The 14,067-nt window shown below is 60.1% G+C and carries 10 protein-coding genes and 3 pseudogenes; 5 read left to right on the top strand and 8 right to left on the bottom strand.

The window, feature by feature from the left end; all coding sequences use genetic code 11:
• Positions 1-23: 23 nt before the first annotated feature.
• Both P5W99_RS25870 and P5W99_RS25865 read right to left on the bottom strand, forming a co-directional pair.
• A complete protein-coding gene (locus P5W99_RS25870) occupies positions 24-1,010 on the bottom strand; it encodes an aminotransferase class IV (RefSeq protein WP_434664955.1) in 987 nt (328 codons plus the stop codon).
• 48 nt (positions 1,011-1,058) lie between these two features.
• Positions 1,059-1,904, bottom strand: a complete 846-nt coding sequence (locus tag P5W99_RS25865) for a phytanoyl-CoA dioxygenase family protein (RefSeq protein ID WP_434664954.1) — start codon at positions 1,902-1,904, stop codon at positions 1,059-1,061.
• A 310-nt stretch (positions 1,905-2,214) separates the two neighbouring features.
• On the opposite strand from P5W99_RS25865, the pseudogene P5W99_RS25860 reads away from it, so the two are divergent.
• Positions 2,215-3,171: pseudogene (locus tag P5W99_RS25860) on the top strand (IS256 family transposase); the annotation flags it as partial.
• A 315-nt stretch (positions 3,172-3,486) separates the two neighbouring features.
• Here P5W99_RS25860 and P5W99_RS25855 read toward each other — a convergent pair.
• The 3 genes from P5W99_RS25855 to P5W99_RS25845 all read right to left on the bottom strand — a co-directional run bounded on the left by P5W99_RS25855 (position 3,487) and on the right by P5W99_RS25845 (position 5,296).
• Positions 3,487-3,828 carry an AlbA family DNA-binding domain-containing protein gene (locus P5W99_RS25855; RefSeq protein ID WP_434664952.1) on the bottom strand — a complete coding sequence of 114 codons (342 nt, stop codon included), beginning with the start codon at positions 3,826-3,828 and terminating at the stop codon, positions 3,487-3,489.
• A 52-nt stretch (positions 3,829-3,880) separates the two neighbouring features.
• Positions 3,881-4,198, bottom strand: a complete 318-nt coding sequence (locus tag P5W99_RS25850) for a hypothetical protein (RefSeq protein WP_434664950.1) — start codon at positions 4,196-4,198, stop codon at positions 3,881-3,883.
• Between the two features lie 255 nt (positions 4,199-4,453).
• The gene (locus P5W99_RS25845; RefSeq protein ID WP_434664948.1) at positions 4,454-5,296 is read right to left on the bottom strand and encodes a potassium channel family protein; all 843 of its coding nucleotides are present in this window, start codon (positions 5,294-5,296) and stop codon (positions 4,454-4,456) included.
• A gap of 413 nt (positions 5,297-5,709) precedes the next feature.
• Between P5W99_RS25845 and P5W99_RS25840 the strand changes: the two genes are divergently transcribed.
• Positions 5,710-6,279, top strand: a complete 570-nt coding sequence (locus P5W99_RS25840) for a cation:proton antiporter domain-containing protein (RefSeq protein ID WP_434664944.1) — start codon at positions 5,710-5,712, stop codon at positions 6,277-6,279.
• A gap of 951 nt (positions 6,280-7,230) precedes the next feature.
• Positions 7,231-7,818 carry a hemerythrin domain-containing protein gene (locus P5W99_RS25835; protein ID WP_434664943.1) on the top strand — a complete coding sequence of 196 codons (588 nt, stop codon included), beginning with the start codon at positions 7,231-7,233 and terminating at the stop codon, positions 7,816-7,818.
• Positions 7,819-8,670: 852 nt separating this feature from the next.
• Here the strand turns inward: P5W99_RS25835 and P5W99_RS25830 are convergent.
• Entirely contained in the window at positions 8,671-10,533 is a 1,863-nt protein-coding gene (locus P5W99_RS25830; RefSeq protein ID WP_434664942.1) for a sulfatase-like hydrolase/transferase, read from the bottom strand.
• A gap of 164 nt (positions 10,534-10,697) precedes the next feature.
• On the opposite strand from P5W99_RS25830, the gene P5W99_RS25825 reads away from it, so the two are divergent.
• Positions 10,698-11,675 carry a LysR substrate-binding domain-containing protein gene (locus P5W99_RS25825; protein WP_434664940.1) on the top strand — a complete coding sequence of 326 codons (978 nt, stop codon included), beginning with the start codon at positions 10,698-10,700 and terminating at the stop codon, positions 11,673-11,675.
• A 93-nt stretch (positions 11,676-11,768) separates the two neighbouring features.
• On the opposite strand, the pseudogene P5W99_RS25820 reads toward P5W99_RS25825, so the two are convergent.
• Positions 11,769-11,999 (bottom strand): annotated as a pseudogene (locus P5W99_RS25820) (DDE-type integrase/transposase/recombinase); the annotation flags it as partial.
• 198 nt (positions 12,000-12,197) lie between these two features.
• On the opposite strand from P5W99_RS25820, the gene P5W99_RS25815 reads away from it, so the two are divergent.
• On the top strand, positions 12,198-13,328 hold the full coding sequence (locus P5W99_RS25815; RefSeq protein ID WP_434665414.1) for an IS110 family transposase: 1,131 nt from the start codon (positions 12,198-12,200) through the stop codon (positions 13,326-13,328).
• A gap of 285 nt (positions 13,329-13,613) precedes the next feature.
• Here P5W99_RS25815 and P5W99_RS25810 read toward each other — a convergent pair.
• Positions 13,614-14,039 (bottom strand): annotated as a pseudogene (locus P5W99_RS25810) (IS6 family transposase); the annotation flags it as partial.
• Between the last annotated feature and the right edge of the window lie 28 nt (positions 14,040-14,067).

Here is a 14,067-nt window from a genome sequence, read left to right as displayed (position 1 = left end):
TCCTGGGTGAAGGGAAGCCTTGATCAATCGGCCGAAGCGCTGTAATCAACGGGTGTTGCGTGCCATCCACTCCAACGCTTTTCCCAATACATGTTGTGAAGTTGCTCAGTGATGGGGCCCGCGCCTGGCTTGGTGCCGATCTGCTTATCGTCAACGGTTCCGATCGGCATGATCCCGCCTGCCGACGTGCAGGTGAACGCTTCATCAGCGGTTACGAGCTCCTCCGGTGTAACTGTTGACAGGTTCGCTTTGACTCCCAACTCAGTGGCCAACTCCAGGACGCTCCTTCTTGTGATGCCTTCGAGACAGCCCTCTGCAGGTGTATAAAGCTCTCCGTTCTTAACAATGAAAATGTTTGCGCCCGGCGCTTCCGCGAGATTTCCGTCGGTACCGGCGAGAACCGCCCAATCCTTGCCCGCAGCACCAGCTTCGTAAAGCGCAAGCTTCATGTCCATCCAGTGAAAATTCTTCGCCGTAGGATCAACAGACTTTGACGGAATGCGGCGATAGCGCTTGCTGATCAGCAAATTAAATCCGCGATTGCGAATTTCATCTGGTGCCTGAAAAAAATAGGGCGCAACAAATGCGTACATCGCGTTGTCGTACCGTGTCGGGTCAACACGCCTTCCAGACGGACGTGCGACCGCCCCACGGGTGACCGACCACCAGACGTATGCGTCCTTCATCCCGGATCTGGCCACCAGTTTGTTGAGAATCTCCCTCATCTGATCACGACTATAGGGGTTGGACAGAAGAAATCGCTCGCATGATTGCTCCATGCGCGACAAATGGTCTTCAAGTCGAAAGAAGTTGCCACGGGAAACAGTTACAACGTCGTACGCGGCGTCAGCGTGAAGAAAACCCGGATCACTAATCGGCACAGTTCCCTGGTCGATCGGCACGTAGCGTCCGTTGCAAAATGCACTCCCATGTTCGTAGTCCGGCTCGTACGGTGCGCGTGCGTGCTGCGCGTGTTCGCGCATGATCGACTCAACTTGAATGATTGACATGTTGCACTCCATAGAAAATTGAAAGCTCGAAACGACAAGCGGCTGCAGTCAGGCGCCCGCTACCTGGCGGAACATGGGCAAGCGGAACGGGTCGCCATGGTTGAGTTGGGCCATCTCCTCGCGAAACAGCATGCCGACGCGGGCATAGTCCGGCCTGCAGGTGGGCAGATCGCGGAAGGTGGCGTCGTCGCCGAAGAAGCGCATCACCAGCGTGTGGCGAGTCGGACAGTCGGCGTCGACCGGAGCGCCCCCGTGCAGCGCGCGCGGGTGCAGCAAGACAACGTCGCCAGGGTCGATGTCGAAGGAGACGACATCCCAGGACTTGGGATCGCGCGCCAGGTCCTTGTCGATGTTCGGCAGGCGCGGGTAGCTGCCGTCGCCGTAGAGAGGGTCGGTCGGGTCGTCCGCGCTCTGGAAGCTGGCGCCGTCGTACTGGATGCCCAGGTGCGAGCCGCGCACGATCTCCAGCGAGTTCTTCCTGGGCAGCTTCTGGAAGGTGATCCAGGCGTTGCCCCAATGACGGCCCGCCCAGGGCAGGTTGGCCGTGTCCTGGTGCCAGGGGCCGCGGCCGCTCTTGCCGCCTTCCTTGGCGAAGATTTCCTCGGCGAAGTACCAGACACTTTCAGAGCCCCACAGCTCCTGGAAGATCTGGCCGAAGGGCAGCGAGGCCGCCATGTCGTCCAGCCTGGACTTGGCCTGGGGGTTCGCGTTGTCGATGTGGGTCTCCAGCATGGTGCCGATGAGGCGGCCCTGATAGACGTTCGGGCCAGGGTTGGCCATGTCCCACTTGAAGGCGTCGTAGCATTTGGCCAGTTGGGTTTCGTTGAGGCAGTTCCTGAAGATGGTGGCGCCGTCGTTGCGGAACTGGTCGCGCATCTCGGGGGTGGTCAGCATAGTGACGCTCCTTGGTAGTCTGGTCGGCAGTCACCTGTCTGCCTGAGACGATTCACTGTAGTCACCAATCCAATTTATAACAACAGTTGTTTTGTTAATGAAATTCCATATTTACATAACGATTGTTTCGTGATATTGGTGACCACTTAGCAGTGCGGCCCGATGCGAATTGAACCATCATCGACACTTCAACCCGCGACCGGTCTGCCGGTAGCATTCAGTATCCTGATGTCCCTGATAATTGCTGCCTCGGAGAAACTTCTACTGGGTCAGTTTCAAATCGGCGTTGACACGCATTGACAGGTGACCTTTTACGGATCTCGACGACAAGATCGTCGCGATGTACGCCCGTGACATGACCGTGCACGAGATTCGGAGCTTCCTGCAAGGGCAATACGCGACTGCGGTCTCACCCGAGTTCATCAGCTCGGTCACCGACGAGGTCATGAGCGAAGTCCCCGCCTGGCAGGCCCGGCCACTCGAACCGATGTATCCGGTTGTGTTCTTCGACGCGCTGCGCGTGAAGATTCGCGAAGACGCCGTCGTGCGCAACAAGGCCGTCTATCTGGCGGTGGGCATCCTGCCCGATAGCACGCGCGACCTCCTGGGCCTGTGGATCGAGAATACCGAGGGCACCAAGTTCTGGATGAGGGTGTTCAACGATCCGAAAACGCGCGGTGTGGGCGACATCCTGATTGCCGTGACCTATGGCCTCAAGAGCATGCCCGAAGCGCTGGCCGCAGTGTTTCCGGCCACGACGCTGCAAACCTGTATCGTGCATCTGATCCGCAACAGCCTCGATTACGCGAGCTGGAAAGACCGCAAATTGCTGGCCGCCGCGATTCGCCCGATCTACACCGCGCCGAGAGCGGTGGCCGCGCAGGCCGAACTGAATGAGTTTGCCGAAGGTCCGTGGGGGCAGAAATTCCCGCCGATCAGTGCTGCGTGGCGCAACACATGGGATCGCGTGAGTCCGTTCTTTGCGTTCCCGCCGGGTGTGCGCAAGGTGATATACACGACGGATGAAATCGACAAGCTCCCACGCGATCTTTTTATGAGGTCCGTGTTCCTGGCCACAGCAGTGGTGAGTCGTGCCCCTTGGGATGTGCCTGCTTCCATCTGGAGAACAGCCGGTGATAGGTGCGCTCGGCCTGCTCGGCGACGGCCCGTTCCAGCGGCCAGTGATTCTGCATCGACGTCGATCGCGAGCAATGTGAAGCGACCGGCAACGGCTCCGTCGCTGGCATCACCGTCACGCGCACTGTGATGGCCGCGTTGCGGACCGCTACCTTGTTGCCGATCCAGCGCATGTCGGTGCCGATCACGGCTTGGCCAAAATCCGGACATTCTTCGAATAGAGCGCAATCGACGGATGCGCCGCTCAAAACGAGCATGGCGTGCAAGACGCGAAGGGGTCCAGCGCGACTGCGGGGCGGCTTTCGAGCGTCCACGGATTCAAGTTCGCTCGCACAAGCAAAGTTGTTATCGTACTCACTGTTGCCTGCATCCCCCCTCACCATGAAACGCCGTCCACCCGCGGTCCGGTGTGGCCCAGTCCAGCTCTGCGGTACCCGAGCGCCTACTACGTGCCGCCCTCCGGCCACCGCGACAGCGTCAATGAGAAGGCCCCCCCTAATCGCGGCTCCAGTCCGCTTTCGATCATTTGAGTGAGACGCAAGCGGAATCGATCCACATCTCCCGCTTCAATGCCAGCCAAGTTCGTTGCAGTACCATTCGCTTCTTCCACGCCGAGCAGAAGCCAACCGCCTTGCGCATTCGCGAAGGCACAGACATCGTCGATCGGTCCCCGACGGTGATCAGCGTTCTCCGGATTGAACTCAGATTTGAAGTCGAGTTCAGTTGATTCTCGGGCCTCCCCGTCGATCAGTGATTGCAATACGTTATTGTCAAGTCTAGCGAGCATTGCGCTTTCCTCAATTATTGGTCAGCATCCGATCGACGGGTAAACCGGTTTCCTAAGCCAATCGCACGTTGTTAAGGATGACCATCCCAGCATCGTCCGTGACGACGAACCGCTCCGTCAGCAACCCTTGATCAACTTTGATCAGTTTCCCGCCAAGGGCCGTCACCAGCTTCCCCATTGCGGCCATATTTTCTGTTGCCTTGACATAAAAGGCATATGATCGAATTTTTTTAAAAGGTTTGCTAACGTCATGACTGTCAGGCCGCCATGTGACCACAGCGGCAACGCACCCGGTCCACGCGGCATATGGGCCCGCAGCTCGCTCAATCCCGCCCATGACATGCTCACAGATATTGAATTGAATCGCCATTGCGACAGTTATTGTGTCATTGTGCGGTGGCGGCCAAACTGGGCCCGTCAATCAGCGCTGTCACGCTGCTGTCTGCCCGCTGCCCGTTCGAGGCAACGTTCACAGCCCGCTTGCTTACCGACAGCCGGATCTCGGGTTACAGGGTTTGCCGCGTAGCCGCCGCGAAAGAGGCCGCGAGGCAAACGCCGAACGAACCGCCATTTCCGCACGAAATGCTCGCAGACGCGCGCCGCGCAATGGCATCTGCCGATAAGATCAACCAGAGCCGATCTCGGGTGCCGTGCTGGCGCCACCGTCTGGCCCGGCGTACCTAGGCGCAATCGCATCGCGCAGCCCGTCGAGGTCGCGATGCAGCGATACGATCTCGGTGCGCAACGCCCTGATATCGCGATGCATCTCGACGCGCAACCGCCGCTCTTCACTGCCGATGAAATACGCTGCAATACCGGCAAAGGCCAGCGACAGCACGCCGTAGCCGAGCAGCACGACGAATACTGCGAAGATGCGGGATGCGGGTGTCGTCGGTGCAAAGTCGCCATAGCCAACTGTGGCGCTACTTTCGAACGCCAGCCAAAGCCCTTCGGCGTAGCTGTGTACTCGCGGCTCCAACACGTAGAAGCCCGCACCGCCAAGCAGCAGCATGATCGTGCCCGCAAGCGGCAGCAGCGCGAGCCTACCTGGCTCGAAATACGCGCGCAGTGCAACAACGATCCGCACCGCGGTGACTCCCATCAGCAAGAGCCGTAGCGCCCACTCAAGCGTAGGCCATGGGGTCTGGCCGCCGATCATACTGAGCAGCGCGCCGCAGGCAATCGCCACGTCGTACGCATTGCGACGCAGAAAACGCGCGGGTCTGCGGCTCGCATGGGCGGTCCACGCAATGGCACCGGCGCAGGCCACAGCCATGCAGCCGTAGAGCGCCCTCGCGGCCATGACCCCTGCGTTCGACGTTGCAAGCAACCCGAGATAGAAAGCCGGAATCGCAAGCAGGCAGCCCGCGAGCACGATCCAGCGTGCGCGAGCCCATGCATGCGACGCCGCTGCACCGTCGTGCGAATCAATGCCGCCCAGTCCCGCTTTGTCCCAGTTGACACTCATCTGCCACATCCGTCATCACGGTGGATTTATCGGCTGCGCGCCTCTTTAAATTTTCAATCGGCTCGCGCAACGAGCCCAAGCCGGGTGTCACGCTTCAATTCAACGTGGCAATGGAGTTTGCTCGTCGTATCTTCAGGCAAGTAGATGGGGAACAGCGTCCCACGCCTGAACCAGTCAATCATGATGCAGATCAAATCAGCTCGACGCGTGGACGAAGACAAACTGCCGGACCTCGCGTGGACGGCCTGCACTGGGCGGCGTGTCCGCTTGCGACGGCCGGCGCAAGTGCGTGATTTGAATCAAGCGATTTTCTGACGCCCTGAGCGTGAGTTGCGCATAGGGCCACCGTGTTCGCACGCTGGGCCTACATCCCGTCGACAACGACGCGGTATGCCGCTCACAAGAGGTGATTGATGACCATCATCGCCGCATTCATCGCAACTGTCTTTCTGTACGGTCTGTTATCCGGGCGTCTCGAACGAACGGTCCTCACTGCCCCGATCGTGTTTGCCGCTTCAGGCGCGCTGATGCACTTCTCTCGCGAAGCGCTTCACGAACTCACGATCGACCGCCACGATCTGCTGATGATGGCCAAGCTGGGCCTCGTAATGATCTTGTTCACCGCCGCTTCACGGGTTCGCCCTTCGATGCTCGAGGGCGAGAACCAATCTGCCTTCGCGCCTGCTCAGCGTGGGGACCCGCTCACCATCGCGCCAGGCTTGCTTTGCGCCAAGCTCGTCTTTCCGGCGCTGACCTGGCCGGAGACAGGCATCCTCGCTTCGATCCTCGCGCCGACCGATGCAGGCCTCGGTCAGATCATCGTGAACAACCCGCAGGTTCCCGCGCGAATCCGCCAGGCTTTGAACGTGGAAGCGGGACTCAACGACGGACTCTCCGTACCATTCCTCATGCTTTTTCATCGTGGTGGCCGAGGCGAGCGAAATGGGTCGAAGCGGCACGGTCCTCGCACGCTTTATGCTTAAGCAGTTAGGATATGGCGCGTTCATCGGTCGTGCCCCAGTTCGGCTTCGCGTTCGTGGGCTACGGCGTGCTAATCCTCACGTTGATCAGCATTGAAGCCGGTGACCATCGCGCTGCGAGGCACACACTAGAGCCGGCCGACCACCTTGTTCATGGGCCGGTTCGGCCCGCGAAGGCTCGCGTCCATCGTTCTCGAGCTCTCCTATCTGGAAGGCGAGACGGGCTTGCCTTGCGAGTCGACCATCAAACTCACGCTCATGGCCACTGTCCTTCTCAGCACCGTCGCTCACGGGCTGTCGGCGCTCCCACCAATTAGCAGGGGTGCGAAACCTATCACCGCCCTCTGATATCATGCGCCGGAGCATGCGAGCCCCGAAGCGGACCGGGTGAGCAGCGACGGCGGAGCGCAATATCTTTGCGATCAACGATCTCGACGAGACGCCGCCCGCGCCCTGGGAGTGAGACCTTAAGCGCCTTGCCGCGAGCTTTTGGGAACGAGGAAAACCCGCAACTCGCCGACTTCAATACGAGTCGGCGTTTAATTCACCATCTTCCTGTTCGCGTGCCGACGCATTGAGTTGGATCAAAATCAGATCCCGATCGAGATCCGATACAGACTAACGGCAGATTGCACGGCCGGCGTTGCAGCGCGACGGCGTGGCCGCTTACCTGAGCATAGCGGCCGCTTGAACGACCGATTGATGCAGTCGCCGAGTGAGAGTTCATGACGGGAACGGACTCAATGATCGGTGGCCAAGTTCGATCCAAGCGAAGTCACATCGGCGGCTCCGACGAAACCTCGGGCCGAGCCACCCGCTGAAATTGACAAAGATCAAATCCCCCCTCCGTACGGCGCGCATATTGAAACTAGCGGCCGCCCTTGAGGTGCCGTCCCAGCGTACCCCATCGCCCTGCCCTTTACCTGGCCGGCCGCCCTTGTCACGGAGCCTAGCGTGGAACATGCCACTCGACGCAGTGCGATACAAGTGATGTTGAGCGAACACAGTCGCCTTACGAGCATTGTCAGCGGCATGCTCCGCGTGGTCGATGACATGGCATGCAGTGCCAGCTCGCCCAGCGCAATGCTCATGCGCGCGATGCTCTACTACATACAGGAATTTCCCGACCAGATTCACCATCCGAAGGAGGAGCAATACCTGTTTGGGGGACTTCGCGAGCGTACCGACGAGTGTAATGGCGTCATCGGGGAACTCGAGCGTCAGCATGAAGAAGGTGGCCAGCGCATTTGCGCACTCGAACGTGCGCTCACACGCTACGAGCTGGCAGGCGCCGACATGCTACCTGCCTTGCGTGAGGAAGTCATGAACTATGCAGACTTCTACGCCCGACACCGCCATCTTGAGGAGTCCGTGATCCTGCCCGCCGCGCAGCGCTATCTGACTGCCGCCGACTGGCTGGAAATTGATGAGGCGTTCGGCGCAAATCGCGATCCGCTCGAGAGTCTCGAAAGCGAGAGCAATCTCGATGATCTTTATGCGCTGATCGTTCAAACGATGCCCAATACACAACCCCGAGCATGATTTTCTCTGTTTGCAGACATCTTGTCGTTACTACTTCAGAGTTCCATTTGCCGCGGCGGCAAAGCAAGAGTCGGGGGGCTGCGGAGCAACGCTGGAGACCATTCGACGCCCCCACCGGGCTTATGGGTTTGGCTGCCGGTTTCAACGATCACCGTAGACCTGGCACATCGCAGGTACCCTCCCCCTCGGCGGGAACACGCACCATGAACCGTCATCGTGACGAAAGAAGACGATCGTGACAAACCCCACGGATGTTTGCCCCTCAAAGCGGACGAATCGGGAGCGCGACGCCTGAGTGCGACCGATCTGCACGAGGTGGGCGGGCGTCCGCTGAGTCGGCGCAAGCCACTTGTCGACGAGGGAGCGCAGAGAGTAAGCGGTGGTGCCCATAACACATTCCTCACGATCCATTTCCGATGACGTTGCTGCAATAGCGTAGCGTCAATTCCAGTATGGTTCGTGCATCGAGCAGCCGGTATCAGCCCAGACTGGAAATCATGTAGTCGGCTGCCCGCCGCCGTAGGCGCAAGACTACGTAGCCCGACCCAGTCGACCGGCCGAACTGGTGAGCGCCCAATAAGGCAGGCTCGTTGCGCCCGGCTTTGTCGTAAGCGTCGGGGCATCATACGCCCTGACAACAGGAAGGATTGGACACTTGATGACGACTCTGAAGCCGGAGCAGGCGAATGGAGGCTTTGTCGCAATAAGGGACCCGCTATGCTGAAGTCAATAAATTCGTTCGCCCTCTTTCCCTTACCGCGACAAAACCACTTTCGCCGCACCATGCTCGAAGCGGTGTTAGATACATGGGCCCCGCGCATGGCGACTAGATCTGCGAATCTCCCGGCCACCCTAGATTGACTCCCGCAGTTGCAACTGTACCCTGCCGTCACGAATCGGCATCACGTCAGGACTGTCTTCGCCCACTTCGCGATCCATCGTCTCATTGAGCTTGTCATTCAACGAGAGAAGCAATTCGCCGTTTCGCTTGCGATCGACGGCAAGGTTGTGCATTTCGCCCGGATCGTTCTCAAGGTCGTAGACCTCAACGTCGTTTTTCGCAAACAGCGTTTCGAGCGAGGTGGGTCGATTGAACTCGAGAGGAGAGAAATAGCGGCTGAAACGATAACGGCCATCAAACACGCTGCGGATTGTGCCGCGCAACCGGAAATCCGGCTGCTGCGCAAGCGCGCGGCGGCGGATTTCCTCCTCCGGCACGCCTTTTTCGTGCAGCGTCTTGAACTCCTTGATCATCCACTCGCTGTCGTAGTAGAGCAGCATCGCGTAGTTGAAAAGCGCCGTCGACCGGACTGCGTCGACTCGGACTTGCTCGGGCCTGGCAAGCAGTTGCGCGAGATTGTGGCCCTTCAGCGCGTTGCCGCCAATCGGCTGTAGACGTGCTGAATCGAGACCAGTTAGACCGAGCAGCGTCGGCGTGATATCGACGTGCGAAGTCAACGCATTGCAGCGCTTGCCACCCGGGTAGGCCGGGTGACGGATCACGAGCGGTACGTGATTCTGCTGCGCATAGGTGGTCGCGCCCTTGTCGACAAGCTGGTGCGCACCGGCATGGTCGCCGTGGTCGGCCGTCATGACGACGATCGTCTTTTCGTCGAGGCCGAGCGACTGAAGCGTCTGCATGAGCCGCACGACGTGCGTATCGCAATCGCGGATGCAGTTGAAGTAGTTGTTTTGATAGACGCGGACACGCTCGTCTGTAAACGGGAAGCGCCCGACCAGATGCACGTGCGCATTGTTGTACATGCCGTGCGCGGGTGGACGGCCCGGCTCGTCATACGGCTGACGGCGCGAAGCGGCCAGAGGCACGTTATTCCAGCCCTGCTGATACAGATCGTCTTCGGGCGGCGGCGCATTGCCGATAATCATCGTGTTGGCGCGCTGCAAATCCGAGCCGGGTGGATCGGTGTTCACGAACATCACGTCATGAGGATTGACGAGGTTGACCGCAAGAAACCACGGCTTGCCTTCCTTCGCGAGTTGCGGTGCGCGCGTGCGCATCCAGCTCACCGCCGACTCGGTCGTGATGCCGTCGTAGTTGTACCCGCCGCGCACTTCGCCGATCAGGTCGCCTACACCGAAATAGTCGTCGAAACCGTATTCCTTGATCTTCTTGTGGTAGTCCGAAACCGGTGCGCTGTACGGACTATTCGTTTCGTGCAGGCTGCCGCTCAGATGCCATTTACCGAGGTACGCGGCGTAGTAGCCGGCGTCGTGCATCATGTGGCCAATCGTGCGGATGTCCGTCGACATGTCGGTCTGCCAGGGCACCCCTGCGTTATCGAGCACGCCTGTGCGCTGGGTATGCTGGCCCGTATAGATCGTCGAGCGCGACGGCGAACAGACACAGGACGCGATCTGATGTCGCGTGAAGGTTATGCCGTCGCGGCGCAGCCCTTCGCGGCCGGGCACCGGGAACGGCCATGAGTCGAAGTAGCGTTCCTGATCGGTCAGGATGAACAGGATGTTGTAGCCGGACGGTACGCTTTCCGGTGCGACGCGGGCTGCATGCGCCGCATTTGAAGCGTTCGCGGCTCTGGCCGCGCTTTCCGGCTGCTGCGTTGCGCTCTCCGCGGCCCGCGCGATGCCTGTCGCCGCAATAGCCGCGCTCGCACCCGCAACCTTGAGGAAGTGTCGCCGGCCGTCGTTCACGGGAAGGTCTGCGACCTGGCCATCCGCTTTCGTTCGATCGTTCATACAATTGTCTCCATATTTTTGTCCGCTATCCGCAGGCGCTCATCCGGATACCTGATTCATTGTGAAGCAATATGCGGTACGATTCGATGAAAGATAGAAGCAGATCGATAACCGCGCAGTAATGAATTAAACTCCCGATGGTTGCCACGAAAAGACCCTCCGTATTGCTTCCTGTCGTGGTACCGCCGGGCGCGGACCGCGGCCGCATCGAACATTTGCCGCACGTGTTGCGCAAGCTGCGCATACGCGATCTGGAGACGCTGGACTGGCTCGGGCGTTACCGCAGCTTCGCGCGGACGGCCGAGGAAGCGTCGATCACGCAGCCAGCGCTATCGAAATGGCTGCGTGAACTGGAGGACACACTGGGCCTGCCGCTCTTCGAGCGCACGTCGCGGCGGGTTGCGCCGACCGCGTACGGCGAAGCGATGCTCGAGTGTGTCGCGCGCATCCTCACCGATTTGCGCACCGTCCAGCCGGCGTTCGACGCATTGAAGCGCGGCACGAGCGTGCCCCTGAAGATCGGCATGCTGCCGTACATCTCCATGCGCCTGCTGCCAGGTGTGATCGAGCATCTCGCGAGACATGCACCTGCACAGCAGATCAACTTCTCAGAGAACACCCTCGACTTTCTGCTGCCGCTGATGCAGCGTCGCGAACTCGACATCATCGTGTGCCGCCTTGAATCGCCCGCGCTGACCTCGGGCTTCACTGTCACGGAGCTTTATAGTGACGAGATACTGGTGGTCGCGCCCAAGAATCATCCTCTGCATCGGCGAAGTCGTATCACGTGGCGCGACGCAGCCGCCTGGCCGTGGATCATGCCATCGATGGGCTCGCCAATGCGAACCGCGCTCGAAGTCGAGTTCGCGACGGCGGGCGTTGCCGCGCCGCAGGTGTTGATGGAATCGACGTCGCACTTGACCAATTGCGCCGTGGCGCGGCGCGTACCATGCCTGTTCGTATCGACCCGTTTGCGGCGCGGCGAAACGGATTTGAATGGCGAACTGCGGCAATTGCCGTTGAAGGTGTCAACGGCGGTGCAGCGCGTCGGCGCGTTGACGGCTGAACCTCAAAGCACGGCGGTGTCGCTAGTGGTTGCCGCGCTGGGAGCGGCGAGCTCCGAGTCGTTGCCGCCATCGTGAGGACGACGCTGGTTGACTTGCGACTCCGAGAGTCGGGGGGTTCTGGTGCAAATAGGTAAGCGGGTTGAGAAAGGCCATATAGGTATGGATACCTTATTTATTGGACAAGACCGCAGTCCATACGGCGGGCGCAGCGGCATCCTTGAGATCGAGCTTCGCGAGATCGAACTGCCCCTTGCGAATGCGATGCGTCAACTCGATGCCTGAAATCGTGGTCGCGGCGCTCCTGAATCGCTTGAATCCAAGCATCACGTTCGTTCTGGATTTGATGTGGCGATGGTCCTGCTCGATCAGGTTGTTCAGATATTTTGAGGAGCGGACCTTCGTGTCTTCAGGCAACAGACCATCGGTCTTCATTTCGCGCACCGCGCGGTGCGAGGCAGCATAGCATAGTCAATATGACTCCCCGTGGGGCGGAGAGGCTGGCCTGCCGCGAAGGAATCAAACACGGGCTAGCATGACTGCCAGAGCCGCATGGTGTGGACAGGGCCACACCCGGCGGTTTCCGAGGCGGAGGCCAGCATGGAAAACGATAGCACGGTATACGCCGGACTGGATGTGCACAAGGAGTCGATCACGGTCGCTTACGCGATCGGAATGGGCGACGTCGAACTGTTAGGCAAGATCGGGACGACGAAGGCGGATATCGATCGCCTGTGCAGGCGCCTGCAATCGAAGGCGCGACGTATCTCCATCGTCTATGAGGCGGGTCCGTGCGGCTACGGACTTTACCGTCAGCTCCTGCAGAAGGGATTCGACTGCATGGTGTGCGCGCCGTCGCTGATTCCCAAAAAGCCCGGTGAGCGTGTCAAGACCGACCGCCGCGATGCGATCAAGCTCGTGCGCGCGCTACGCGCCAGGGATCTCTCGGCGGTATATGTGCCCGGCGTGGAGGACGAAGCCTTCCGCGATCTGGCCCGCGCGTGGGTCAGCGCCAAGGACGATCTCAAGCGTGCCCGACAACGGCTGAAGGCCTTTCTCCTCTCGCATGGCGTGCGCTATACCGGCTGCGCTGACTGGGGCCCGGCGCACCGGCGCTGGCTGAGCACACATGCTTTCGAGAGTGCGTGGCAGCAATTGGTGTTCGAGGAACAGCGGCGCGCGATCGAGAACCGGCTCGCGCAATGTGACCGGCTGGAATTCGCGCTGCGTGAGGCGGTCGGCAACTGGCGCTTCTATCCGGTCGTCCTGGGCCTTCAGGCAATGCGCGGCGTACAGTTCACCACTGCCGTGGGCATGATCGCCGAACTGGGAGATCTCTCACGCTTCGTGCACCCACGCCAGCTGATGGCCTGGCTGGGGGTGACGCCCTCCGAACACTCGTCGGGCGGGAAGCGCCGGCTGGGCAGCATCACGAAGAACGGCAACAGCTATGCGCGAAAGCTGCTCGTCGAAGCGGCCTGGAGCTACCAGCACCCGGCCCGTGTGAGCCGCGAGATCCAGCGCCGGCACGAGGGCATCCCGAAGCCCATTGTCGATCGGGCCTGGGACGCGCAAGTGCGCCTGTGCCAGCGCTACCGGAGGCTCGTCGCAAGGGGCAAGGAGAAGAACATCGCCGTGGTCGCGATCGCCCGCGAACTGGCGGGGTTCATCTGGGACATCAGCCAGCTCGCGATGTCGCTGGCCATGCCACGCGAGGTGTCAACAGCATGACACGCACGTGAGCAACCAATAACGACGGAGGGGAACACGAGTTTCCTGAAGGCGGCGTAGCCCGGCACAACCCGCGAGATGGTTAAGCAATCGATCTCATCGGACTTGCGGTCATAGATAGCGGCAGGCTCATTGGACGGACCACTGGAATGCGGTACCCAACCCGCGGATATCAGCGTGATTCACCGTCGAGACTTACTGCTACGTCGCCCTCAGGAAACTCGAACAACATGTCTTTAGCGAAAGCGAAAAAACGATCTCTTGTTGACACGGGGAGTCATATCAGCCATCGAGCGTGATGGTCTCTGGCGATTGGCCCTGACGCCTGATCGCCTTGCTGAAAAAGGCTTTGGCGGCGTCCACGTCGCGCCTCGCCCTGAGCATGAAGTCCACCGTCTGGCCAGCCCGATCGACCGCCCGGTACAGGTAGACCCACCTGCCTCGAATCTTCAGGTAGGTCTCATCGACGCGCCATGAGCGACCCGCAGGGATTGCGAAGCGGTTCCAGCGTTTGACGAACTCGGGCGTATAACGCCTCACCCAGCGCATGATCGTGGTGTGAGCCAGCGACAAACCCCGCTCGGCCATCATCTCGACCAGATCGCGCAGGCTGAACTTGTAGCGCAGGTACCAGCGAACACACAGAACGATGATCTCCCGATCAAAATGGCGTCCACCGAACAACCCCTCCCGATTCTTCAGCCTGCTCATCGCGGGTCACAGTTCGTTATTCCCCGAC

The sequence above is a fragment of the Paraburkholderia sp. A3BS-1L genome, assembly GCF_051125215.1.
Taxonomy (GTDB): Bacteria; Pseudomonadota; Gammaproteobacteria; order Burkholderiales; family Burkholderiaceae; genus Paraburkholderia.
The sequence above is the reverse complement of the archived record's forward strand: the minus strand, read 5'-3'. Positions and strand labels throughout refer to the sequence as shown.

Bases quoted from the DNA above. Each gene is read 5' to 3' on its own strand.
- P5W99_RS25830 (WP_434664942.1), bottom strand. From the start codon at position 10,533: ATGAACGATCGAACGAAAGCGGATGGCCAGGTCGCAGACCTTCCCGTG.
- P5W99_RS25815 (WP_434665414.1), top strand. From the start codon at position 12,198: ATGGAAAACGATAGCACGGTATACGCCGGACTGGATGTGCACAAGGAG.
- P5W99_RS25850 (WP_434664950.1), bottom strand. From the start codon at position 4,198: ATGGCGATTCAATTCAATATCTGTGAGCATGTCATGGGCGGGATTGAG.
- P5W99_RS25845 (WP_434664948.1), bottom strand. From the start codon at position 5,296: ATGAGTGTCAACTGGGACAAAGCGGGACTGGGCGGCATTGATTCGCAC.
- P5W99_RS25865 (WP_434664954.1), bottom strand. From the start codon at position 1,904: ATGCTGACCACCCCCGAGATGCGCGACCAGTTCCGCAACGACGGCGCC.
- P5W99_RS25840 (WP_434664944.1), top strand. From the start codon at position 5,710: ATGACCATCATCGCCGCATTCATCGCAACTGTCTTTCTGTACGGTCTG.
- P5W99_RS25870 (WP_434664955.1), bottom strand. From the start codon at position 1,010: ATGTCAATCATTCAAGTTGAGTCGATCATGCGCGAACACGCGCAGCAC.
- P5W99_RS25855 (WP_434664952.1), bottom strand. From the start codon at position 3,828: ATGCTCGCTAGACTTGACAATAACGTATTGCAATCACTGATCGACGGG.